This is a genomic window from Vibrio neptunius, from assembly GCF_000967495.1.
Lineage (GTDB): Bacteria > Pseudomonadota > Gammaproteobacteria > Enterobacterales > Vibrionaceae > Vibrio > Vibrio neptunius.
In genome coordinates this window covers 1-25,341 of record NZ_JXXU01000054.1, presented here as the reverse complement: position 1 = coordinate 25,341, position 25,341 = coordinate 1, and the positions used below count along the sequence as shown (strand labels likewise).

Below are 25,341 nucleotides of genomic sequence, written 5' to 3'. Positions count from 1 at the left end.
CTTCCGTTACGTTGTTAAATCCAGACATAAGCGGTTAGGATTGTTTCGCGCCGATTATCTGTATGGAATTTGTTCTGTTCAACAATTAGACGAGAATTTTCCGCCTCAATAATGAGACATCTTAGAAACGAGACATTTAAACTGGGATATTGCTTCATTTTACAGACAAAAGATAAAAACTTTTATCTCAATAGACGACGGCGTATAGAATGGAATCCATAATTCGACAACACGCACCGGTGCCCAAACTAGGTCAGTTTAATATGAAAATACTGTTGCTATTCACTCTTGCTCTATTCTCTTTACCCTCGTTGTCCCAGGACAGGGTGTTTCGTTTAGATCAATTTGGTGCCATCAGCAACGATTCTGAGGATGATAGCCAAGCGATTCAGACGGCGCTATCCTTTCTCAATCCAGGAGACATTCTGGTTTTCCCTGCAGGGGTATACGACGTATGTCAAACACTATACTTAACAAACGCCGAGCAAATTTCCTTAATTGGTAGTCAGGGTTCAGTATTACGTAAGTGCTCTGATTTCGTTGGCGAATATCTGCTTTACATCAAAGAAGCTCAAGGTATGTTCATTAGCGGTATTCATTTTCTCGGTCTCAATAATGGTGATGTGAATCAGGTCTGGGGAGAACAAGGAGTTTACCTTGCCAGTACATCTGAATCTCACTTATCGAATAATACCTTTGAGAACTTCGGCGATGCTGCCTTGCGAGTAACGACAGGACCCAATCCTACAGACTCGCCCTCACAAAATGCGATCTTATTCGCTAATACGTTTCGCAACTGTGGTCAGGTCACAACGACCCAAGCAACGCAAGGCTCCAATGTCCCCGGCACACAAAACATTGCGTTCGAATACAATCTATTTCAGGGATGTACTCTTAAATTATCGAGCCGAAAGCAAGTTGAAGACGCATTGGTTTTCCATAATACTTTCAGAAACATAAGCAGTACTGCATTAGAAATCAGCTATTACACTAATGTCACAGTGAAAGACAACAAATTCGACAATATCTCCGGCTTTATTATGAATGTCTTCCCAAACACACGAGCAGAACAACCTGTGGATTGGGGAAATATTGATTTCCAGCACAACGACATTTTTGATAGTACCATGGGCATCCGGTTACAAAGCTTTTCAGCTAATGAATCACCGACTAGATCCGTTGAGAATATTTCTATATCACACAATCGTTTTTCTAATATCACTTGCGAAGGAACTAGTGAAAAGAAATATAAAAAGATAATTCGAACTTATAGTCAGAATAGCGGCTATTCTTTTAAAAACATTAATATTATTGGTAACCAATATGATGAAAGTTCGGAGTGTGATTTTTTATCGATTGATACTGTATCTGGAAATATTAAAGTAGAAGAAAATAAAAAAACAATAAAAGTTGATGGAAATTAAAGCCCTGATAAATCAGGGCTTTAAATATATAGCTATTTTACAACAGCGTTACCTTTATATACTTTAAGAGCGCCTTCAACACGCTGACCGCTATCTACATCATACAGTTGCGGTACTATAGTGTACTCGCCGTCTGGATAACTCGCGTCTAAAGTAAATCCGCGAATAATACTGAGATCTTCCAAAGCGGGAACCGTTTCCAACACTCGAGCATGAACAGGAATCGCTAAACCATCAGGGCCAATTGCGGTAACCCAGAACTCAATGTTAGCCGCTTCCGTTCTGGTATTATGAGCTTGGAGATCGAGAATCAAATAGCCACCTTCACTTGGGTAAGTGGTATCGTTGACAACATAGGACTCAAGTATCAAGCCGTCGATTGTAGCTGGTTGATCAATACTCACACCTTTAGCAAAGCTCTCTGATTTTGAAAAAGTTTTGCCAGTCTTTACGTTGACGCCTTCTACTGCGACTTTATATAGGCCGTCATCCATATATTCACGCACCCAAATACCACGCTCAATATGCAACGCCGAACCTTCTTCAATATTTTCACTGTCAAATTCAGAACTATTAACGCCGACAACAGCTTTGGCAGGAAAAACTATACCTTTAGGCCCTGTGACAGATACCCAATACTTAAGATCAGCCTCTTCATCGCCAATATTTGTTAAGTTAATATTTGCAGATAAATAACCACCTTCTGTCGGTATCTCATTTTTTGAAAGCTGAATTTGTGCATCAAGGAGAAATTCTTCGTTCGCCACTTTACTCTCTACAGCTAAGACAGATAAAGGAGTGCTGAACGCTAAACTACCCGAAAGTAGAGCAATACATAGTTTTTTCATTTCCACACCAAATTGTTAATAAATAGAGTTGATTAATAGGGCAGAACGAAGAGTAACAACTGAATATTTTATATTCAAATAACACCTTGGGTAATAATTACAGTTATTAATCAAAGAAAATATTTTCAGTTGTTACATTTGTTTAGTGATAAAAATCACATTAAGGGATTTGTAGGCAGATTAGGTTATTTACCAAAACGCTCTTTCAGCAACAAAAAAGCAAACTTTGAATTTGTCACCAAATAACGCTTCCACATTCTTCTTGGCTCTTGAATCACTCGGTAAAACCACTCCAAACCAGCGTTTTGCATCCAGACTGGGGCTCGATTGACTTTGCCAGCAACCACATCAAATGTCCCACCTACGCCCATCACGAAGTCGACACCTAGTTCATCGCGCCATTTATTAATGAAGTTTTCTTTCTTTGGCGATGTGATGGCCACAAACAGCAATTTTGCCCCGGACTGTTTGATCTTTTTGACTAAGGCTTCTTCGTTATCCCAAAAATAGCCGTGGTGGTATCCCGCGATATTAAGCTCTGGGTGCTTGGCCTGCATAACTTGAGCCGTCTTCTCTACCACGTCTTGTTTTGCTCCCAGGAAAAACACAGGGAACGCTTCCGTTTCCGCCATGGCATTGAGGTTATGAAACAGATCCACACCCGCAACGCGCTCAGGAATCTTATGACCAATAAATCGTGCACCCCATACAACACCCATACCATCAATATTGATGATGTCACACTCGGTCACAGATTGTGCCAGCTCCTGATCTTTTTTCATGTTTACTAACTTGGCAACATTGACAACCACATGTTGAGTAAACGTTCCGGTTTCAATACGATGTTTAATCGATTCAACGGTTTGTGCCATGGTCATTGTGTCCATTGGACTGCCCAAGAATGTCACTCGACTCATGACTTTTCTCCTTTGTGGTTCTTTAAATAAATACTCATCGACAAGTACATCCAAGCTTGAGTCCACCGTACATAGTTAATCGTGTTGGTTGTACGCGCGGTCTTTTGATAAACAAATTGTTTTTTGTCTGAGAGGTAAAGCTCTTGGACAGACCAGTTGAGTACTTGACCTGCCATGTCCAAATCTTTTTGCGTTCCCCCTACCTTAATCAAGGTGATCGCGGCTTGAGCGACTGAGTGGGGGTCAAGTGGATACCGGTTATTATGGTAGTATTTTGCAGTCCCATCTGCTTCAAAAAGGTGCGCTTTGTAATAAGCCAGTCCATGGTCAATCGACTCGTCAAACTCGTCGGTTTGCAGTGAATGTTTTAGTTCGTACAACGCTTCGAGGTTATAACCAGTATGAAAACCATCAATAAACTGATGGTGACTGCGAGCACCGTACACCCAACTACCATCAGCAGACTGCTCGTTAACACTTTGCCAAGCAACCGTCCGCGCAAGCTCTTGATATTTAGCATTGGCGGTTTCAGAACCAACAAACCCAACCCATGCAGCGGCCCACAGACTCGCGTTATGAACAAACGCTTTTTCTCCCGGAATATAGGCAAAAAATTGGCGTTGCTGATCTTCTGTGTATAAATGCTCAACAATGAAATCAGCACTAGAACATGCTGCATCAACATAGCGTTGGTTGTTGATCAGTTTTCCAAGGTCGAACAACGCTCTGCTTACGTAAATGGTTGATATGACGTTGGGTTTACCCTTGGGTACAAAAAAGGCCCGTGCTTTCCAGTCAAAGTGGTATCCCCAGCAGGAAGCACCCCATGTTTCTGCACTGCACTGATTCTCCATCAACCAGTCGGCCAGTTTCTGAGCTTCTTCAAGTAAGAGAGTCTCCTGATTAGCCTGATATTGCTCTAGCATCCCTGAGATAAATAAAGCAACCCCTTTCGGATTGCGCTTTTTCGGAACTCCCAGAAAATGGCGCATATTAACATTCGAGCGTTTGAACATCTGAATCCATGCAAGGCCGAATAGTGAATTGCGTAAACACGGGAAAGTATCGAAAAGACGAGCATTTAATCCGTCAAATGGATCAAAACCTGCAAAGTCATTGTTAATCGCATCGTCTAAAAGTGAACAACGAATGTCATTAATCATGCGCGGCTCCTTTGGCGAAGCACTGCATCATAAATACGCTGCACCTGAGGAATGATTGCTTGTACAGAAAAGTGCTGATCGAATTTCTGTTTCGCATTTTGGGTATAATGTTGATTCATTTCTTGATTAGTCAGTAGTTCAATAAGCGCATCAGCCAAGGCCTCTGAGTCCCCAGCTTCTACGAGAGTGCCCTCCTTGCCATGAGATATCGCATCAGGAATACCACCAGCGTAAGTGGACACTACGGCAATACCAGCCGACATCGCCTCCAATACGCCCATTGGAAATCCTTCGTTGTAGCTAGGCAGGCAATAAATTTGAGTCTGTCTCAGTAAGTCGAGCTTGTGGTGACCAGAAACCCATCCCAAAAACTCTACATGGGATTCAAGCCCTAAATCCCGTGCCATCGCACGGTACTTTTCAACTTCGCCATCTCCTCCGATCACAAGCTTAGCGTCAGGGCATTGCTGTTTGACTCTAACCATGGCTGTGAGCAGGTCATGAACGCCCTTGCGCTCGCCCACTCTTCCTAGAAAGCTGATGGTTGATGAAGAATTAACGGAAGCATTAAGCTCAAGTGATGGCACGGCGTTATACACTAACTGGAAATGCTCCGAACGACGAAAAGTCTCTCTCGCCCAGTCAATCCACTGAGAAGATAGAACAATCACCACATCCGACATTTCAAAAGTATCACGAATGTGTTTCTTTCTATTTTCATCGCACTCATTCGCATAGAAATCACGAAACTCAGCGCCGTGTAAGTGCAAGATCACTTTGCCACCAAGTACTTTAATCAATCGCACAAGTACTGATTTACGTAAGTAGCTTCCTCTTGAGGCAACATGAATGTGGGCTAAACCAACGCGATAAAACACAAAGTAGAACAAAACTTTAAGCAATGCGCTGATATAAAGCAGCAAAGCTCCAACACCACCCAGTCGATTGTTGGTAGAATGAGTAGCGATCAGTCTTACCGCATTGTCAGCAAAAAAACCGGATTGATGATAAACACTCAAGACCGTTGCAATTCCACCCTGGCCTTTAATGTCAGTCGCAATGGTCAGATTGATGTTTTTTTTCAAAATTTATTCTCCACACTGCATACTGCCTGACGTACTTTGCCATTTTTCGTTCTCGGTAATGCATCCACTCGTATGACATCAACTTGCATGCTCTGTCCAACGCGCTCATTAGTGTTGGTGATGAGTTGCTGTTCCTGCTGCGTCGTAAACTTGGCTTCATCAACGACAGCTAATACTTTGATTGATTCTGCTTTTTCTTGCACAAACTGACAGCTTATTAGCCCCTCTATACCTTTTGGTATATGGTTGAGGATGTGGATTTTCTGCCCATCTTCACCCAACAGGAAGTCGCCCACACGCCCTTCGATTTTCTCGATCACAGGATAAGTTCGTCCACATGGACAACATTGCTCTGATGAAAGCACAACGTGATCCCCAGTGCGATAGCGGATTAGCGGATAAAGTGCATTGTTGTAGTTCGAACCAACAATCTCATGTTTACCATCACCACAGTCCAGAAATTCAACATGCGAATAATCGGAAATCAGGTGATAATTGCCATGCTCACAACTACCTATTGCCGCGACACGCTCAAACAACCCATACCAATCAAACACCTTGCACTGAAAACGTTTCTCAATTATTTCCCTATCTTCTTGTGAGAGGGATTCCGAAGAGGTCACGATAGATTTTAATTTGCCTCGGTAATACCAGTCCTTACTTTCTAGGAACTTGGCGAGCGTAGCGATTGAAGATGGATACGCTTGGATAATATCAACGCCATACTCTTCCATTGCTGTCAGATAATCTGGAATCGCATCCGCTGTCAGATGAAACGACGACATTAGAATCATGTTTTCAAAGATAGAATAGCGCCAATAAGGGCCAACTTTCTGAGATAGTGGCACGACTACATCACCACGAATCCACGCTCGCTTGTCGCCTTTTTGGTAGCCCGCCCACTCTAAATGACGAGAGACAAACGCCTGCTCCCTAAGCACCGAATTGAGATCTTGTGGGATCGATAGGGGCGTACCTGTTGTGCCACTGGTACTGCCCTTCACTGTCACTTTAGGTTTGATCTGCGTGTTGAGAAAAGCATCCGGCGAGGCTTTGACATCTTGTTTATCAATAAACGCAAACTGCTCTAGCTGTTGATGTGCTCCATAAGCAGCAGTACCTTTCGCGCGTAGCAATGTCGCTTCAAGTTGCTTATCACAAAAGGCCTTGAGTGCATCATGAGAGTATTCATTTTCTCTAAGCTGACTCTTCAAACCTGCGACACGTTTTTCACTACGAATGGCCGCACGCACTAGGTCTCTTAAAGACACCATTACGTTCTGAATAAATATTGGCGATTTCTTATATATCGACGAGGTATACACGTTACTATCCCCTAGCCACGGAGGTCCTGAAGGAATGGTGCTGTTCCTTCAACGTCAGAACGATTGTCATGAATGTCATAATCGTTGTCTTTTACCCAGCCAATAATTTTGGCTGGAACCCCACCAACAATGGCACCTTCTGGGACGCTTTTTGTCACCACACTGTTTGCGCCGATGATCGCATTGTCACCAACAATAATTGGGCCAATGAGTATGCTATTGGGGCCAAGATAAACACGATGACCTATCCGAGGTACTTCTCGATAAGGGCCTTTACCCGCTGTTTTGCAACCGACACCTATGTTACACATTTCTCCAATCACCGTTCGGTCATGAAGTAATACGCCCATCCCTTTGTAAGCAAACATGCTCCCTTTACCAATCTGACACTTGGCAGAGACTCGACTTCCATATATAACGAATATAAATAGCTGAAATATTTCGGGAATTATCGGTACTTTTTTTAGATAGAACCAACGTGCGATACGATATAGAACGATAGCATTAGGCATGTGAACAACCTGAGTTTAAATTAGAATTCTGAGGAGCTAGCAACCTTTCCCTAAGTGACTTGGCTAAGTACAGACAAGTGAAAAGTAGAAGCAATGCTGGGGTTTTTGTTGTAAGAGAGTTATTCGTAATACTGACCAGAGCAAAAGACAAGATAGTTACGCGTTCAATGTAGTTGCCTGTTACAGCAAAGTAGCCCAAAGGCATAAAAACCGTCACAAACAGAGGCACAGCGCCTACAAGCCCAAAAGTGAAAACCCAACCGACCAAATAGTTTTCTATGACATCAATGTCTAAGTAAAGCTCAATCGACTCAAGGAGACGATGGCTAGCACCAAATATCCACTCTCGAGCACTTAATTGATCGATTAAGTAGAATACGTCTAATCTAGCCGACGCACTGCCATCAATATAGAGCTTTGATGCAATTCGTTCCGTAATACCAGACTCAACCAGCAGGTACGCACCAACCCAGAATGCGACATATCCGATCAGCATAAAAAGAGCGAATTTTTGCTTATTGTCAGGAATGCCCTGAGTGATGGCTTTCCACAGCATGGGAGCAAAGGACACCGATACCGCACAAATAAAGATCGCTAACGCGGCTCTACCGCCGAATGCGAACAACGCAAGCGCAACAATCAATACATACACAAAGCTGGGTAGCTTGGTTTTGTTGGCAACGAGCAGCGCAATGCTGACCGTTATCAGTGCGTTGTTAAGCGGGTGAGTCAGAAATGCCGTTGAACGAAAGAAAGAAAATTCCTGGAACTCAACATTGACCAGACGAAAATGGAGCATATATTCCATCACCGCCACAAGCGAGTTAAGCAATATTAGGTAAGCAATCAGATTGAGTAGAAAAGACTTTTGATTGTCTTTAAGGTAAGCCAGTAACGGCACGATCAATACTGGCGCTAAAAACGTATTGACTAAATAGGCCATCCCTGAAGAACCATGAATAGCAAAGCCATATAGGATCACGAACACGTTACATGCCAACGCAATCAGCCAAAAACGGTAATAGCTGCCTAAACGGTGAGAGATTCCTTTCATCCCATCACACAGAAAAACCAATCCAAACCCCAGCAAAACCAGATAAGAATACAAATGGATTTTAAATAGTGGTGATCCTCCTTGAGATACGTACGGTACCCCAAGGTCTTCTAACATGTAACCGCCAAGGAGAATCGATGATGTAATAGCGACAAAAGGTAGCAGATAGATCTTAGACAACACGTCGTCTATCCCTCAGCTTGAGTAGAGATGAACGAATCTCAAAACTGTTCAACAGAAAATGCACCAGAACATAAGTGGCCAAAGCTATACCAATCGAAATAATGAGAACCAAGACATCGTTGATATAACCAAGGAATGGCTGGACAACAAGAATCGCTAGCGCCATCACACCTGATGCAATAACTGTTTTTAGCGCTGATTCGGGAACAGGGTATCGAAATCCAGCCTTCCAACCAACAAAGGCGGTTATCAGCAGACCAACAAACATGGCCAATACAATGCCGATTGCTGCTCCCAGCGCACCCAGTTGAGGAATAAGAGCAAAAGCTGCCAACACTTGTACAAGTAATACAACCGCCATAATCAAAGGTACGTACTTGGTTTGTAGTGTGAACTGCAAACCATGATCAAAGAAATGCGCACGTAAATTAAACAGTAAAGCGGCAGCGGCGACCAAGTAAAACGTAGTTATGTCGATATCTGCGTACGCGTCACCAAGGAAAATACCCACTAGTGCGGGAGCGAGTAAACACAGGCCTATAGTCGCGGGCAAGCTGAGTGCAAACAGCAAGCCGCTATACATCTTATGTTTGGCGATTAGGCGAGTCCTGTCTTCGGTAAGCTTGGTGAGTTCTGGGTAAAGCGGTAGAGCAATGGCCATAAAAACCAATGCCATAATGCCGAATAAAAGATTCGCAATCGCGGCATACTGCCCTGCTTGTTCAAGCCCAGTGAGATTAGCAATAAATAGACGGTCGCTCCTTGCTGCCAGTATGCCCAGTAGGCCAGACAACATAAGCGGTGCGCCGTAAGAAAACAGCTCTTTTTTAAGCGCAGTTTCAGGAATCACTTTTCGATGCCATGCTCCAGCACCAACACATATCGCCGCTCCTACCGAATAGCTAACGACTAAAGACAGCAACGCCACTTCAAGGCTAGGCAATAGTGATAGGAATAACACGGTTGTGAGTATCGACATGACCGCTTGAGTCATTACAGACCAGCGATAGTGGCCGGACTTTTGGTTCACACGCGCATACTCAATCGAAAACAAATAAAGTGCTTTAGTGACAAAAAAGGCGTAAACCACGAAAAAGACGCGCCATTCGAACTCTGTCAAAAGCGCAACCAAAACACCAATAACAAAGAAAGAGAAGAGAAGATTGCCAATCAACCAACGAACAACTGTCGCACTGATCTGCTTCTGCCTATCCCGTTCCGCACTCGGATAGAAACGAATAAGGCAATTGTTGATCCACTGAATTAGCACTGAACGTGACGCTTCAACAATCACCATCAATACAGCGAGAAAGCCGTACTCTTGCGGCAAAAGAAAGCGAGTCTGTACTGCAATAAGTGCAAACAGACTTAAAGCAGAAAAGATCTGAACAGGAGCATAGGTGAACAACTTTTTGATCACAACAACTCTCCGTAGAGCTTTTGATACTCATCGACCACAGCACGTGGTGAAAACTTCGCTTTCAAAGATTCAGTATCCACCACAGGTAGATCGCGCAAAAACTGCAAAACGTTTTCAGTTTCCTTGTCAGAGCCATCGGCCAATGTGTAGTGAACACCAGCAGTGCGAAAATAGGTTTGTTCTTCCTGCAAGATACCCACTTTAGTCGCGATAACAGGTAGACCTGAGGCAAGCTTTTCTAATGGTGCAAGGCCAAATGTTTCCTCTCGGGAAAGAAATACTCCGACATCAGAGTCTGCATAAACCTGCTTAATCTGTTCAACATTCATCGGGCCAAGCCAAGCCACTTTTTCCGAAGCACCTAATTCTTCTGCCAGCATGTTAAGCTCTCTGGCATAATTCTCGTCGACAGGACCAATAATCTTTAGCTCAACATCAACTGTATTCGCTAACTGAGCCAACAACCTGATAATCCGGTCAACTTGCTTGCGTGGTGAGATTAAAGAGCAAGTCACCAAACGTAATGTCTCTGACGTTGATCTTTTTGTTTGCTTAAAGTAAACATCATTCACCGGATTACCCACCTTGTGCGCTTTTGCGCGCAAAGCGTTTGGTAAAGAATCAAACAAGATATCACCAACATAAGTTAACCGATCCGCAGATCGTAAACTGAATGCTGGAAGCACGGTTTCAAAAATTAAGTTGTTGAGCCAACTACGACGTTTTCTAGCGACTTTGCCCAATGAGTGCAAGGTAATCACAGAGTGAGCATTACCAGTTGGTAACAAAGGTAGACTCGGCAGGTGGCTGTGGATCACGTCAGGCTGAAAGCGACGAGCTAGCTCACTTAGCTTAACGTTCTGAAAAACAAAGCCTGGTACAGGTACCCCTAGAATTTTCCCTTTGCTAGCAATGAAAGTGATATGAGTTCGCTCATTGAGCTGAATCCTTTGGTTCAACTCTTGTTGAGAAGAACCTACCTTAATTGCCAGAATTTCATACTCAAAACCCTTAGGCGCGCTGAACTCAAGTGACTGAACTATTTGCTGGCAGACGGAGTCAACGCCTCCGGCATTATCACTTCCCCATTTAAGGGTACTCAATGGCATCACTAGGAGGACTTTTTTCATCATCGAACCTTTAGCGAGAAGGCTCAGAGAGTGAATGACTGAGCCACTTCACTCTCTGACTCATATCACGCCAGAACACCTCTTGTATCAATGACCACTTTCTTGCTGAAAGCGAGTTTGTCTGCGGCTTTGAACTGCTTATGATCGACAAGGACCACAACCACATTCGCTACTTCAAGAGCACGCTCCAGATCCATAAATTCAACTCCCGCTTTAACGAGGTTTTCCGGCAGCGAAGAAATGTTAGGCTCGACAGCGATCACCTGACCAACATTTTCATTGGCAAGCTGAGTGGTAATGTCCAGCGCAGGGCTCTCACGCAAGTCATCAATGTCCGCTTTAAACGCTAAGCCTAAACAAGCGATCACTGGCTTTTTAAATTCATCCGCGGCTTGTTTAACCTGATCAATCACCCAAAGAGGCTTGCCATCATTAACTTCACGAGCCATTGCAATCACTTTTGCTTCATCTGGGCAGCTGTTGACGATGAACCATGGGTCAACAGCGATACAATGTCCACCGACACCAGGGCCTGGGTTAAGAATATTCACACGTGGGTGGCGATTAGAAAGCTTGATCAGTTCCCAAACATTGATCTTCAATTTTTCACAAATAAGGGACAGTTCATTGGCGAAAGCAATATTCACATCACGGAATGAGTTTTCAGTCAGCTTAGCCATTTCGGCCGTACGAGAATTCGTGAGAATACATTCTCCGCGCACAAAGGTTTGATAAAGTTCAACAGCACGCTTATTACAGGCATCGCTCATGCCGCCAATCACGCGATCGTTGCTCACCAGCTCCTGTAGAACGTAGCCTGGTAAAACACGCTCAGGGCAATGGGCAATTTTAATATCAGCAGCATCTCCACTTTGCTGTGGGAACGTCAGGTCAGGGCGAGCTTCTGCTAACCAGCCTGCCATTTTTTCGGTAGCACCCACTGGTGAGGTACTTTCCAGTACCACTAAATTACCTTTTTCAAGTACTGGTGCAATTGCCTTTGCGGCACTTTCAATGTAGCTCAGATCAGGCTCGTGGTTATCGCCTTTAAATGGTGTTGGAACCGCAACCATAAACGCATCGGCGGCTTCAGGAACAGTTGTCGCTTTTAGCTTACCTGTCATAACAGCGCTTTGTACAACAATATCCAAATCCGGCTCTACAATGTGAATTTTGCCCTGATTAATGGTATCCACTGCATGCTGGTTGACATCAATACCGATAACTTCAATTCCTCGAGAAGCGATCACCGCAGCGGTTGGCAAGCCGATGTAACCCAAGCCGACAACTGAAACCTTGTTAAACATTATGTGTTCCTTAATCTTTAAAGCGCTAAAATATCTGCAATTCTTTGGCAAGCCTGCCCATCACCATACGGGTTGTGGGCCTGACTCATGGATTCATAAGCTGCTTGATCAGTCAAAAGCTGAGTTAGCTCGCGACAAATCAAATCGCTGTCCGTACCTACCAGTTTGACCGTTCCGGCTTCCACAGCTTCAGGTCTTTCAGTGGTATCTCGCATAACCAAAACGGGTTTACCGAGAGATGGAGCCTCTTCCTGTATACCGCCAGAGTCCGTCAATATGATGTGAGCCTTATTCATTAGATAAACAAATGGCAGATACTGTTGAGGCTCCACTAAATGAATGTTTGGAATATTTTTGAGCAAGCGATTGACTGGTTCTTGTACGTTCGGGTTTAGATGAACCGGATACAAAATCTGGCAATCTGGATGACGCAATGCGGTATCAGACAGTGCCTGACAGATGCGTTCAAAACCACCACCAAAACTTTCTCTTCTATGGCCAGTCACCAAAATCAGTTTCTTGTCGGACTCAAGCATTGGGAACACATTATCCAGTGTCGCTCTAAGATCTGAATCGTTTTCAATCTTGTCGCGGATCATAAATAGCGCATCGATAACCGTATTACCCGTCACATAAACATCCGTGGCAGATACATTTTCATCAACCAGATTCTGTAGAGAGTTTTTTGTTGGCGCGAAGTGAAATTTCGTTAGGCAACCTGTGAGTTTCCGATTCCCTTCCTCAGGCCATGGAGAGTAGATGTTTCCAGTTCGAAGACCAGCCTCAACATGGCCAACCTGAATTTGCTGGTAATATGAGGCGAGCGTTGCGCCCAAAGTTGTTGCTGTGTCCCCGTGAACCAAAACAACATCAGGTTTAAACTCGCTAAGAATCTCTTCCATCCCCGTTAAAATCTTGGTCGTTACCGTTGTCAGTGTTTGACCCGGTTCCATGATATCCAGGTCATAGTCCGGCTCTACTTGGAAGAGCTCTAATACTTGATGCAGCATCTCTCTGTGCTGTCCAGTGACACATACTTTGGTTTCAAATCGAACATCACTTTTCATTTGGTGAACCAAAGGCGCCATTTTTATTGCTTCTGGTCGCGTCCCAAACGTAATCAAAACCTTTTTCACAACACTTGTTCCCTGAATTTAGCCAAGAATCATTTATCGCTGCCGATAAAACTTAAAATAAAATTTGCCCAACTAAACCTGCGCTCAGCCAGACAAAAAGAAAAATACGAGAAATAAAAATGAGCCTTATAACTATGAAAAACAGGATATCAATGAATAAACCATCGTTCTGGCGCGTCTCATTTTTAATAACTGGGCAACTAATTTTATGCCGCTGTTGACGTTATATAATTGAGTACGTCGTCGCTGCCTTGTTCAATCAGTTCAAACACTTTCTGGTGACGAATTCGACTCCCCTTGTAAGGATCAGGGATTTCATTTTCATCAATATCTGAATACGAAAGGAACAGAGCAAGCTTGTTTCTGTACTCCCTAGGACAGAGGTCATGCAATACGGCAAGATTGGCTCTATCTGCTGCTAACACCATGTCATAGTGAGAAAAATCTTCTTTCGTTACCTGAGTAGCCGTCAAGCCATTTAGGTTGTAGCCATACTTATCCGCCAAAGCTTGCACTTGTTTGTCTGGTGAGTTACCAACCTGATCACGAATTGTTCCTGCACTGGCAATATTAACAACGATGCCACGCTGCTGTGCTTTTGTTTTCAGAACAACTTCAGCGAGTGGTGAACGGCATATATTACCCATACAGACAACAAGGATAGAAGGCAAACTTCCCATAATGACTAACCAATTTTATATATTATTGTTGCAAACTATAAATCGGCTATAGGTTATCTTATCGTTGTTATCGAAGTTGTCTCAATTTTGAGTATGCAAAGCATTTAGCAAAGATAAATTTGGGTATTAACTCTAATCATACTCCGTTGTAATTTGATCCTAATCCCTTGCGCCAAAGAGACGCTCAATCTTCCAACAACTTATTGTTATTTAGCCATGGGCTATCTATATCGTTTTATTTATGTGATAAAAATGTTGAAAAACAGTAATTTAAATTGATATCTCTGTGATCAACATCTTAGAACGTCCTTTCCATTCTAGCTGATCCATATTGTGTGACAGTTAACTAAGAAATTTATCCTTTAGCTTCTGACAATAACCTTATCCATAATAGTTCTAAGGAAATACTCTATGTTGTATGTTGAGTTTCTCTTCCTGTTGTTGATGCTCTATATCGGTTCACGCTACGGGGGAATTGGTTTAGGCGTTGTGTCAGGAATTGGGTTGGTAATTGAAGTCTTCATCTTTAAGATGCCCCCCACATCCCCACCGGTGACGGTCATGTTGATCATTCTTGCAGTCGTGACTTGTGCATCTATCTTAGAAGCTGCTGGGGGTCTGAAGTATATGCTGCAAGTGGCAGAAAGGCTCCTGCGCAAAAATCCTAAACGCGTCACACTCATCGCCCCTTTTGTCACTTACTCAATGACTTTTCTCTTGGGTACTGGCCATGCTGTCTACTCCATCATGCCTATCATTGGCGATGTGGCCCTAAAGAATGGCATTCGTCCTGAGCGACCAATGGCTGCTTCTTCGGTGGCTTCTCAGATAGCGATTACCGCATCACCTATATCTGCAGCTGTGGTCTACTACCTCGCTCAGCTTGCCGATATTCAGCATGACATCACTTTGCTATCCATCCTGATGGTGACAGTTCCTGCAACACTGTTTGGTACTCTGCTGATGTCTCTCTACAGCCTGAAGCGAGGAAAAGAGCTGAACGATGACCCAGAGTATCAAGCGAGACTCAAAGATCCCGAATGGCGCAAGCGCATCGACAGCACAACCGCTACATCTCTCGACGAAGTACTGCCAACTTCATCACGTAACGCAGTCCTCATTTTTCTCGCCTCGATCGTCACCATTGTCATTATTGCGATGGTGCCGGAAATTCGTACTATCGTTGAAGGCGATAAGCCAATAAAAATGTCTGTCATCATCCAGATGATGATGCTGTGTTTTGGTGGTGTAATCTTGCTGGCAACCAAAACCGACCCCCGAGATGTCCCCAACGGCGTAGTTTTTAAGTCTGGTATGGTCGCCGCTATTGCCATCTTTGGTATTGCATGGATGTCCGACACTTACTTTAAATATGCCATGCCTCAATTTCGATCAGGTATCGTTGAAATGGTAACCAGCTACCCTTGGACATTCGCTCTGGCATTGTTCATCGTTTCTGTTGTGGTCAACTCACAAGCAGCGACTGCTCGTATGATGCTCCCTGTCGGTCTCGGGCTCGGCCTAGATCCTGCCCTATTGATTGGTTTGATGCCTGCCGTTTATGGCTATTTTTTCATTCCGAATTACCCTTCGGATATCGCCACGGTGAACTTTGATACTTCCGGTACAACCAAAATCGGTAAGTGGTATTTCAACCATTCATTTATGTCTGTCGGCTTGATAGGTGTGGTTGGGGCATGCTGCCTGGGTTATGTGCTAGGTCAGGTTGTTATTGGTTAAAAGCGTGAGATAAAACAAAGCGCCCTCAACCTAGCCTGAACAAGGTTGAGGGCGCTTTTCTATCCAGAATTACTGATCGTGAACGATAATATGCTGATCAAGTAGGGTCGATATAATTTGCGAGGAATCCATACTGTTGAAGTCAATTTGTTGACCCAAATCCTCCACCAGAATGGTTTGCTCACCATTTCCATTGCCATCTGGGTGCACGTTAAGTTCAATATCATCTCCATCAACTAACTTGGCATCCAAATGGGACAGTAAAGTATCCATATCCACATTCGCTTGCTTCAGTTCAGGTAACACTTCACGCAGGTCAATCTGATCTCCTTCAGCAATACTGAAATCAGTAATAGTGTCCGTCGCACCATCATCAATTTCATACCAAATAAAGGTATCTTCACCAGTACCACCTGTCAGAATGTCTGAACCTAAACCACCATCAAGAATATCGTCACCAGCGCCGCCCAGTAAGGTGTCATCGCCAGCACCACCGATGAGAGTATCATTGCCAGTTCCTCCTTCGATTCGATCGTCACCAGAACCCGACTGCAACTCGATACCTACGTCACTTCCCAATAGCTGGTTATCTTGGTTAGAGGAAGAAACATCAATATCGGAGATATCACTGGTCACGTTAAGGTTGATATCAATAGGTGCTGATTCAGCCGTAGAGCTATCTGTTTCAGTAGACACCGCGGTCAATTGAATGGTGTGCGAACCTTCCTGAGCACCAACGATAGAGACGCTATCAATATCGTCTGCTGGCACCACAACTTTGCCACCTACTGGAACAATTGTTCCTGACGATGTTTCCACCGTTGCTCCAGCAGGAAGTCCCGACAACTCCAGAGATAGAGCTTCATGGACATCCGTGAGTGCCGCAACGATCCCCAGTAGAGCGATACCATTATTGCTTGCTGTTAGGCTGGCATTAATGTTCTTGACATAATTATTATCCGCCGCAATCGATAGGGTTGGCGCGTTGGCAACAGGCGTAATCGTGATCGGTTTTTGCGTTGTCTCAGACATCACCATACCTGAAGGGTTACCTGAATCCGTCGCAGTTATGGTAAGCATCACATTGTCAGATGGCGCGTGCGTCGCATCAAAGATTACGCCAGAGCCTGCAGATGGAGAGTCCAACAGTGCATTCAGTTCTCCAATGGAGCCCGTCAATGTAATTGAACTGCCTGACGACGGGGTTGCTGTGATTGATGAGCCCGCAGGTAGGGTAACATTCAGCTGTCCAAAATCGACACTGAGCGTGACTGTCATGGTATCGTTAGCAAATGCGTCGACATAGTCTGCATCGCTAACGGAGATTCCACTGATCAACTGGCCCGAAGACTCATTGATGATAGTTGTAATGTCATCCACATCAATCTCAGGCTTATCATTTACTCCAATCACAGACAATGAAACCGTACCTGTATCTTGAAGAAAGTCATTGGCCCCGTTCGTTGCACCATTATCCTCAATGGTATAGCTGATGGACACATCACCATTAAACTCATCTGCTGCCGTAAACGTCCAAGAAACACCATCAGGGTTAAGAGTCAGCGTGCCTTGCTCTGCGGGGACCGAGATGGACTTCACTACCAAATCATCACCATCAATGTCATTGCTGGCGGCAATCAGTTGCGCAGCGGTGATCTGAATACTGCCTTCTTCAAGAATATCCCCTAGAGCAAGATCACCAGCTTGAGGCTCGTCATTGATTTCAGAGACATGAATAACGAATGACGTTTCGTTGGTGTTTGAGGTATTTGGGTTTGCAGCATCCACCGAACCCACATTGCCTAGATCGTCGATGTGGGCCGTCACTTTAACGCCATCAGTGTCGATCAAATCATTGCTGTTTTCATCCGGCTTGAACGTGACAAGATCTTGAGTAAGAGCCGTATTGATGTCAGCGACTTTACCCGTAATTGTCACAGCCTGACCGGATACATCCACCGAGACAGTGAGTCCATTGTTCGAAGCTATCGTAGTATTTTGGAATAACTCACCGCTGTCTACATTTAAAGTCAACTTGTATTCTGCATCGGGATCATCAAGGCTAGAGTCAACATCGGACACAGTGAAGCCTTTAATCGCCACCACAGTATCTTCTGCGGCCTGGATATCAGAAATATTGTTGAACTCTGGGCGGTCATTCACCGCTTCAACATCAACGTCGACATCAAAGACCTGATTCGTTGTCGGGCCGAGATATTCATTGCCATCTGCGTCTTTATCCACTGACTGGACGGTAATTTTCAGGCTGTCTTCATTCCAAGTTCCTTTGTTGTGCTCCCCAGAATTAAACACAATCTTATCGACTTCCTGAGCATCGACACGTAGCTCCCATTTACCATTGCCTAGATTGGTTGCAGGTGTCACACCATCTGGATAGTAAATCGTCGCACCGTCCGGTACTTGCTCAACAGTGATCAACAATGTTTCGGGCTGATCCTGAGCAGAATCACTCAGTAATAGATCGGTTTTATCAACGATACTCGCGTTGATAGCGATGTCGATGTTCTCACCTTCAATACCAGTCACGCTGATTGTTGGGTCAACGTCTACCACATCGCCAACAGGGATAACATCAATCGTGAATTGCCCTTGATGTGCAGTCGGCTCTTGTAACAGCTGCTCTTGAGTGAACACGGTAATGCCAATATCGGCAGTGCCACTGAAATGCTCTGCTGGGCGAATCGAAATCGCTGACAGATCGATTTCTGTAGCGCTCGGGTCTGTCAATTGAATGACCCATTCACCACCACCACTGTTCTTAACTACAAAGTCAGATGAAGTACTGGTTACCGTAAAGTCATCAGGCACACCCGTTAGTTTAGCTGAAAGGAATTGCTCTGAGCCATCCGTGTCATTCAATGCGATCGACAGTCCAGAGCCACCTGAAGTGAGAGAAATGTCGGTATCTTCATCACCAACCACAACGATATTGTCCGCTTCGGTTGGCATAGTGACAGGGTCTAGGACTGGCGTGATATCAATATCGACGCTTTGCGTGAAGGTGCGCTCACTACCCGTATTGGAAACTTGCGTCGTACCTGTAGTGTCGAAAGTGGTTTGGTCGACCACAGTGCCTTTCACAGTAAAGGAGATTGAATTACCACTGCTATCCGTCGGATAGTTTTCTTTAGGAACAAAATACAAGCCATCCAATGCCGCCTGAATGACAACAGGATCGTTAGAATCAACGACAAACACACTGCTGTTTGGCTGAATCGGGTCACCATTCACATCAGCGAAATAACCCAAGCTAGAATCAGGTAACGTGATTTCAACTCTCGTCAGTGTTTCTTGGCCTTGGTGACTATCGTTGCGAACATCTGCCAAATCAATATCAAGATCTAACTTAATAAGATTATCTTCCAGTGCATTGGCGTCCAGCTGAGTACCCGTGCCTTTTTCAACTGAAGTCGCACTCAGGCTTATTTCAGGAGTGACATCGCTGTCGAGAGGCTGAGCCTGCTCGCCCGCTCCCGGCGCGATATCAACGACCGGTGTCACAGCGACAGGGATATTAAACTCGACACGATTCTCATCACCTGATGCTTTATCCGTGGTGACAAAGGTAATCGGCAAGTTGAAGTCACCTGCATAATCTTCAGGCAGTTCTAGTTTGAGGCCATCAGGAATAGAAATACTCCCATCAGGGTTGATGGTTGCCTCAAACAGATGAAGATTATTGGCAAAATCGTACTCAGCCCCAATGACCTTCAGACCACTTACTTCTGCCGGAATATCGTTCGGGTCGATCACAATGGTGAGCTGGTCCGCGACATTATCCGCAGTACTCACATTGCTACCATCGACACCAATTTGGACAACATTGCCTATTTGACTACTAAGGTCAACGTAGTTGTCTTCAACTCCCGTGATAATGGCGTCTGGAGTAGTCACTTGCTCAATCACTGCTGCTTCGCTGTTTTGGCCAGCGACACTGCTAGGGAATGTCAGATCTATCGTGGTAGATTTTTCACTGACAGGTCCATTTTCGTTTTCATCCCCCTTGTCGTAGACTTCAGCGACAAATTCAACCTTCAAGGTGCTGCTTGGTAGACCGTTGCTATCGGTATAATTTAAACCGTTGGGTGCAACGATACTGAAGTTTTCTTCGTTGGTCACTGTCCAAGAACCATCACCATTGTTGACAGCACCTGTGACAAACAGCTGATCTAAGTCATCACCAGAAATCCCAACAAAACGAACCACCACTGCTTCCACTACTTCATCAGAGCTTGGGTCAAGATCTTCAAAGGAAATAACGTTCGCATCACCATTTTGATCGTTGATAGTGAAGTCTATACGACCATCATCATCTGCATCGTCAATCGTGGTGACCACAGCATTATTAGATTTGACTTGAAGATCACCATCACTCTCGATAATTGGCCTAACCACAACCGTTAATGATCCCGTGATTTGTTTAGGAGCAACACTATCACCATTGTTATCAGCGTCATGTTCTTCAATGGTTAGTGTGGTCTGTAAGTTGATGTCGACGCTAGAATCTTCTGGCGGTTTAACACGCACCACAGGTTGGTTGGCGTTTTCATCCAAACCAGTGATGGTTAAAGTATTGGTAACATCATCATAAATCGCAGTGCCGCCTGTGTAGTTAGCCACTGGAACGCCATCAATCGTAATCTCAACATCTTCTGGAAAACCAGAAATAGTAATGGATGAGACGAACTCATAATCACGGTCATTGGTATCTGGTGCTCTGTCAAGGTTCTCTGCATTTGGCAGATTCCAAGGGACGACAATAAAGCTGTCTTCGTTACCTGTTGAAGTCCTGGTGTAAGCGTCATCACTACCGCCAGCATCAATAACAGGAACAACTTTTACCAAAATGCTGCCATCAACTTCTCTGATATGCCCGTCATTCTCCGTAACGATAACTTTGGTCGTTATATTGATGTCTTCCGTCGAATGTTTTGGCGGTTCAACCGTAATACCTGAACTGTATTGTTCTTGCGTAATATTTGCCTGATAAATAGGGCCATTAGCATTACTACCTACATATACCAAGTCAATTGCACCACCATTACTATCGTACAATTGAACACCATCAGGAATATCTGAGAGAAGCACCGTTATCGATTCAGAGCTATCACTGACACCATCTTTTTCTTCGCCGGATAAGACAGCAAAACTCAACTCAATGCTGGAGTTTTCATTGATGGCAACCTGTGCACCTGCATTACCATTACCGTCGGTGTAGCTGTACCAAGTATCAAGCACAGCACCAGTATCAGGCAAATCAGGTATATCTGGGATGTAAGGGATATCAGCAACACCTTTTACGGACACGTGAACGGTTTTACCTGCCCCCATTTCGGTCACATCAGTAACTTGGGACCCGTCGCCAAGCGATGCAGTATCTTTCACCACACCTGTCGCCTCAAAGGTAAAATTCTCGTTGGAATGCAGAGGTGGCTGAATCTCGACCTTATCTAAGTCAGATTGTGCAATCTCATAGTAGCTACCGTTTCCATCAGTAATCAGTGGTAGCGGATCACCTGAGCTCACCCAACGGACTTCAAAACCAACTAACGATTGGCCATTTTCATCAGTGAAATCGGATAAACGGATATAGAGAACTTCAGAAGTATCTCCCGGAGTATTGATGTCAGCCGTTGAGTTGAGCGTGATGACTTTGTCGAGTGTAAACGGTTCATGATCTGCGTCTGGATCGATTGTATTCTGACTCGCTGCATTATCCTCAAAAATGGCTATCCGATTGACGGAGAAACTGCTGTCATCTGCTACTGGCGTAACATTAAACACCAGCTCCTGCACCACGGATTCTGCTGAGTCTTTACCTGAAACTGCATTGGGGTCTTCTTCAGTCAACGCTTTCGCGTCAAACTTAATCGCTCCAGAAAAGTTATCCCTCGGATTTAGCTGAACATTGTTGATGTCGTCAGAGCTGATTAAATAAACACCCGGCGATGATTCTGCAATAACGTTTCCTGATGCATCCAGTAACTCAAACTCACCTTGACCTTGAGTCACTTCAAGACGGTAAGTAATCGTCTCTGGATTACTGGTATCCTGTGTCACCGCACTCAAGTTGAGCGTCTGATGAGCACCATCCTCTGTTAGCGTGTATTCGTAGGTGCTATTGGCATCATCCCAGGTGGCAATATCCGCAACACTTTCTACTTCAATTCTGAAGCTCGAATTCAGCTTATGATCCAACGCACCATCGTTGTCAATTTCAAGCTGGTACTTGATCTGGATACCTGATTCATCGGTCGAGTAGTTTCTGTCCGGTACAAAATACAGGTTGGTGATCGTGGTGATTTGATCGCCATCACCATTCACACTCGATGTCTGATCAATCAAAGAGCCATCAATGTAGATTTTGCCTCTGTTGTTTGGTTCAAGTTCGACGTATTGGCTACCGTCGAAGTAGTAGAAGGTACCGTGGTGATCTCCCGCCTTGATCGTCATGCCACCAATAGATTCGTTGTTATCTGCATCATACAAATTCGCTTGAAGCAAAATCTGTGTTGGGGAATCAAGACCCGTAATACCGCTCTGGTTATCCTGAACGTTAGCGGTATCAACGGTATTCGGATTATTTGGATCGTAGTCAATCGACGGATCACGACCAGATTCTTCGAAAGTCGTAACTTTGAGAGCGATTGCTGCCGCTTTCCTATCGACGATGGTCAGATCTAATTGCGCCGTTGAGGTATCTTTGTCTCCATCCGTCGCAGTCACATCAATACTAAAATCAAACGTATCACCATCATGTTCTAAGTTATCGTAGGCTTTAAAACGGATGTTACCATTAGAATTGACTCTCAACTCACCCAGTTCGCGGATATCTCTTGTTCCGTTACCAGTATCGTATTCTTCGTAAACTTTGATCGTTTGATTGCCAGACTGAATATCGACACTATCGACATAAGTACCATTTTCACCGCCAAATTTAATCACCGAAGTACCATCTGTAGTCCCTTCAATCATTGTAATAGCAGCGTCATCAGCCCCTTTATCAGTGGAGGCTTCAAACATATTCACTCTCTTGAAACCACTGCCTTCAACTCTAGAAATCGAGTGGTCAGTCAACAATGGAACATCATCGACGACGGTAATAGGTAGAGTAATCTCAGCGGACTCATCTCCATCAAAATCTGTCGCTTTGATTGTAAAGTCGATTTGGACGCTGTTTTCACCCGCACCGTCTGCATGATCAAGAGGTTTAAGTAATTCAAATTGATAGCTGTTGTCTGATGTATCAAAAACAATTCTAAATACTGGTTCATGACCATTTTCAGTCATTGCTGTATAAGTGAACGTCGTGCCACTGCTTTGGACAGCAGCCCACTCAAGCGCTTCGCCGTCAGCAGATAAGCCATCTAACGTATCATTTGCATTCGTTAACTCATATTCCACAACGCTGTCAGCGCCTTCAGCGACAACGAAGTTACCGTTGATAGTGGTGTCTTCAGAGCGATCCGAACCGATACCCACTAGGTCATCTTCGTCGACAGATGTTTCCCCTGTCGTCCCCGTTAGTACAGGTTGATCATCAATGACTTCAATTGGCAGGCGGACAGCAGGTGAGGAGTCGTTGTCTTTATCGATCGCAACCACATCAAACGGAATGGTCAACGTATCGCTGTTTTGTGCATGGTCCAAAGCTTTAAATTGGGTGTAAGTGTAATCACCGTTGTCAGACAGCGCTAAAGTGAAGATCACTTGACCGCCAGCCACACCTTGATAAGTGGTCGCGCCAGCAACGCCGTTCACCTCAGAAATCGTCACCGCTTGACCGTTAGACGTTAGACCATTTTGTGTATCAGTTATATTCATCAACTCATAGGCAACAACACCATCAGCCCCTTGTGATGTGACAAAACTGCCTGTTGCAACAGCGACTGCACCTGACGAATCAGAACCTGCTGCCGTGTCATCTTCGTCAACGACAAACGTGCTTGATGGGTCAATAGATCGAATAGTCGGACTATCATCGCCAATCGTCACAGGTAAGGTAATGCGGTCGGTGTCGCCATCGGTGTCGGTCGCCACTACAGTGAAATCAAAGCGTTCACTGTCGCTGTTGGCGTCATGGTCAATCGGACCTTTCAACTCAAAGGTGTAGCTGCCATCAGGACGTAACGTCAGCACAAACACGTCGCCATCCACGCTGGAAGCGGTGTACGTCGCCACACCATTGGCATCAATGGATTCAGAGAGCGTGACCGCTTCGCCCTGAGAAGTCAGACCATCAATCGGGTTGGTGGTCAGGTCAAGCTGGTAGCTTACGACCTTATCCGCACCTTCAAGCGTAGTGAAGTCTCCGTCTTGGCTCACTCCCGTCGCGTCTGGGCTAGTGCCGCTGGCTAAGTCATTCTCATTGAGGGTTAACGCCTCCGCCGAGGCGATGTTCGGACTATCATCACCAATCGTCACTGGCAGCGTGATACTGTCGGTGTCACCATCGGTATCCGTCGCCACCACGTTGAAGTTAATCAGTTCGCTGTCGCTATTAGCGTCATGGTCAATCGGCGCTTTGAGTTCAAAGGTGTAGCTGCCGTCTGGGCGTAGCGTCAGGACAAACACCTCACCATCGGCGCTGGAAGCGGTATAGGTTGCTACGCCATTGGCATCGACAGATTCAGACAGCGTCACCGCTTTGCCTTGCGAGGTCATGCCGTCAATTGGATTGGTCGAGAGGTCAAGCTGGTAGCTCACGACCTTATCGGCACCTTGAATAGTGGTGAAGTCGCCGTCTTTGCTCAGCAAGGTACCGTCTGGGCTAGAGCCACCTGATAGGTCATTCTCTTGCAGAGTAAGCGCTTCTGCTGAAGCGATATTCGGGCTGTCATCGCCAATCGTCACAGGCAAGGTAATGCGGTCAGTGTCGCCATCGGTGTCGGTCGCCACCACAGTAAAGTTAATCAGCTCACTGTCGCTATTCGCGTCATGGTCAATCGGACCTTTCAGCTCAAAGGTATAGCTGCCATCAGGGCGTAACGTTAGCACAAACACGTCGCCATCAGTGCTTGAAGCCGTGTACGTCGCCACACCATTGGCACCGATGGATTCAGAGAGCGTGACCGCTTTGCCCTGAGAAGTCAGGCCATCAATCGGGTTGGTGGTCAGGTCAAGCTGGTAGCTCACGACTTTATCCGCACCTTCAAGCGTGGTGAAGTCCCCGTCTTGGCTCACTCCCGTCGCGTCTGGGCTAGTACCGCTGGCTAAGTCATTCTCATTGAGGATTAACGCCTCCGCCGAGGCGATGTTCGGGCTATCGTCGCCAATCGTCACAGGCAAGGTAATGCGGTCGGTGTCGCCATCGGTGTCCGTTGCCACCACCGTAAAGTTAATCAGTTCGCTATCGCTGTTCGCGTCATGGTCGATTGGCGCTTTCAGCTCAAAGGT

Annotated in this window: 15 protein-coding genes; 2 read left to right on the top strand and 13 right to left on the bottom strand. The window is 45.0% G+C overall.

Going from position 1 to position 25,341, the window contains the following annotated elements:
- Positions 1–209: 209 nt before the first annotated feature.
- Positions 210–1,424, top strand: coding sequence for a right-handed parallel beta-helix repeat-containing protein (locus TW84_RS18955; protein ID WP_045977193.1), 1,215 nt, complete (start codon positions 210–212; stop codon positions 1,422–1,424).
- Between the two features lie 32 nt (positions 1,425–1,456).
- Here TW84_RS18955 and TW84_RS18950 read toward each other — a convergent pair whose 3' ends face one another.
- The 12 genes from TW84_RS18950 to TW84_RS18895 all read right to left on the bottom strand — a co-directional run bounded on the left by TW84_RS18950 (position 1,457) and on the right by TW84_RS18895 (position 14,175).
- Complete coding sequence (locus tag TW84_RS18950; RefSeq protein ID WP_045977192.1) at positions 1,457–2,272, bottom strand: RbmA family biofilm matrix protein; 816 nt, start codon at positions 2,270–2,272, stop codon at positions 1,457–1,459.
- Between the two features lie 185 nt (positions 2,273–2,457).
- Positions 2,458–3,189 carry a WecB/TagA/CpsF family glycosyltransferase gene (locus TW84_RS18945; protein ID WP_045977191.1) on the bottom strand — a complete coding sequence of 244 codons (732 nt, stop codon included), beginning with the start codon at positions 3,187–3,189 and terminating at the stop codon, positions 2,458–2,460.
- Positions 3,186–4,352: an aspartate-semialdehyde dehydrogenase gene (locus TW84_RS18940; protein WP_045977190.1), complete on the bottom strand. Its 1,167-nt coding sequence runs from the start codon at positions 4,350–4,352 to the stop codon at positions 3,186–3,188. The genes TW84_RS18945 and TW84_RS18940 overlap by 4 nt, the downstream gene beginning before the upstream one ends.
- On the bottom strand, positions 4,349–5,437 hold the full coding sequence (locus tag TW84_RS18935) for a glycosyltransferase family 4 protein (protein ID WP_045977189.1): 1,089 nt from the start codon (positions 5,435–5,437) through the stop codon (positions 4,349–4,351). The genes TW84_RS18940 and TW84_RS18935 overlap by 4 nt, the downstream gene beginning before the upstream one ends.
- Positions 5,434–6,762: a phenylacetate--CoA ligase family protein gene (locus tag TW84_RS18930; RefSeq protein ID WP_045977188.1), complete on the bottom strand. Its 1,329-nt coding sequence runs from the start codon at positions 6,760–6,762 to the stop codon at positions 5,434–5,436. Before TW84_RS18930 ends, TW84_RS18935 begins: the two co-directional genes overlap by 4 nt.
- Before the next feature lie 11 nt (positions 6,763–6,773).
- Positions 6,774–7,274, bottom strand: a complete 501-nt coding sequence (locus tag TW84_RS18925) for a serine O-acetyltransferase (protein WP_045977187.1) — start codon at positions 7,272–7,274, stop codon at positions 6,774–6,776.
- Positions 7,267–8,511 carry a VpsF family polysaccharide biosynthesis protein gene (locus TW84_RS18920; RefSeq protein ID WP_052707941.1) on the bottom strand — a complete coding sequence of 415 codons (1,245 nt, stop codon included), beginning with the start codon at positions 8,509–8,511 and terminating at the stop codon, positions 7,267–7,269. The genes TW84_RS18925 and TW84_RS18920 overlap by 8 nt, the downstream gene beginning before the upstream one ends.
- Entirely contained in the window at positions 8,501–9,931 is a 1,431-nt protein-coding gene (locus tag TW84_RS18915; protein WP_045977186.1) for an oligosaccharide flippase family protein, read from the bottom strand. The genes TW84_RS18920 and TW84_RS18915 overlap by 11 nt, the downstream gene beginning before the upstream one ends.
- Positions 9,928–11,061: a VpsD family glycosyltransferase gene (locus tag TW84_RS18910; protein WP_045977185.1), complete on the bottom strand. Its 1,134-nt coding sequence runs from the start codon at positions 11,059–11,061 to the stop codon at positions 9,928–9,930. Before TW84_RS18910 ends, TW84_RS18915 begins: the two co-directional genes overlap by 4 nt.
- 65 nt (positions 11,062–11,126) lie before the next feature.
- Positions 11,127–12,368 carry a UDP-N-acetyl-D-mannosamine dehydrogenase VpsB gene (gene vpsB / locus TW84_RS18905; protein WP_045977184.1) on the bottom strand — a complete coding sequence of 414 codons (1,242 nt, stop codon included), beginning with the start codon at positions 12,366–12,368 and terminating at the stop codon, positions 11,127–11,129.
- A 17-nt stretch (positions 12,369–12,385) separates the two neighbouring features.
- Complete coding sequence (gene wecB / locus TW84_RS18900; RefSeq protein WP_084720266.1) at positions 12,386–13,504, bottom strand: non-hydrolyzing UDP-N-acetylglucosamine 2-epimerase; 1,119 nt, start codon at positions 13,502–13,504, stop codon at positions 12,386–12,388.
- Positions 13,505–13,710: 206 nt separating this feature from the next.
- Positions 13,711–14,175: a low molecular weight protein-tyrosine-phosphatase gene (locus tag TW84_RS18895; protein ID WP_084720268.1), complete on the bottom strand. Its 465-nt coding sequence runs from the start codon at positions 14,173–14,175 to the stop codon at positions 13,711–13,713.
- Between the two features lie 420 nt (positions 14,176–14,595).
- On the opposite strand from TW84_RS18895, the gene TW84_RS18890 reads away from it, so the two are divergent.
- Complete coding sequence (locus TW84_RS18890) at positions 14,596–15,924, top strand: anaerobic C4-dicarboxylate transporter (RefSeq protein ID WP_045977182.1); 1,329 nt, start codon at positions 14,596–14,598, stop codon at positions 15,922–15,924.
- 69 nt (positions 15,925–15,993) lie between these two features.
- Here the strand turns inward: TW84_RS18890 and TW84_RS18885 are convergent, their stop codons facing one another.
- The gene (locus TW84_RS18885; RefSeq protein ID WP_275041682.1) at positions 15,994–25,272 is read right to left on the bottom strand and encodes a T1SS-143 repeat domain-containing protein; all 9,279 of its coding nucleotides are present in this window, start codon (positions 25,270–25,272) and stop codon (positions 15,994–15,996) included.
- Between the last annotated feature and the right edge of the window lie 69 nt (positions 25,273–25,341).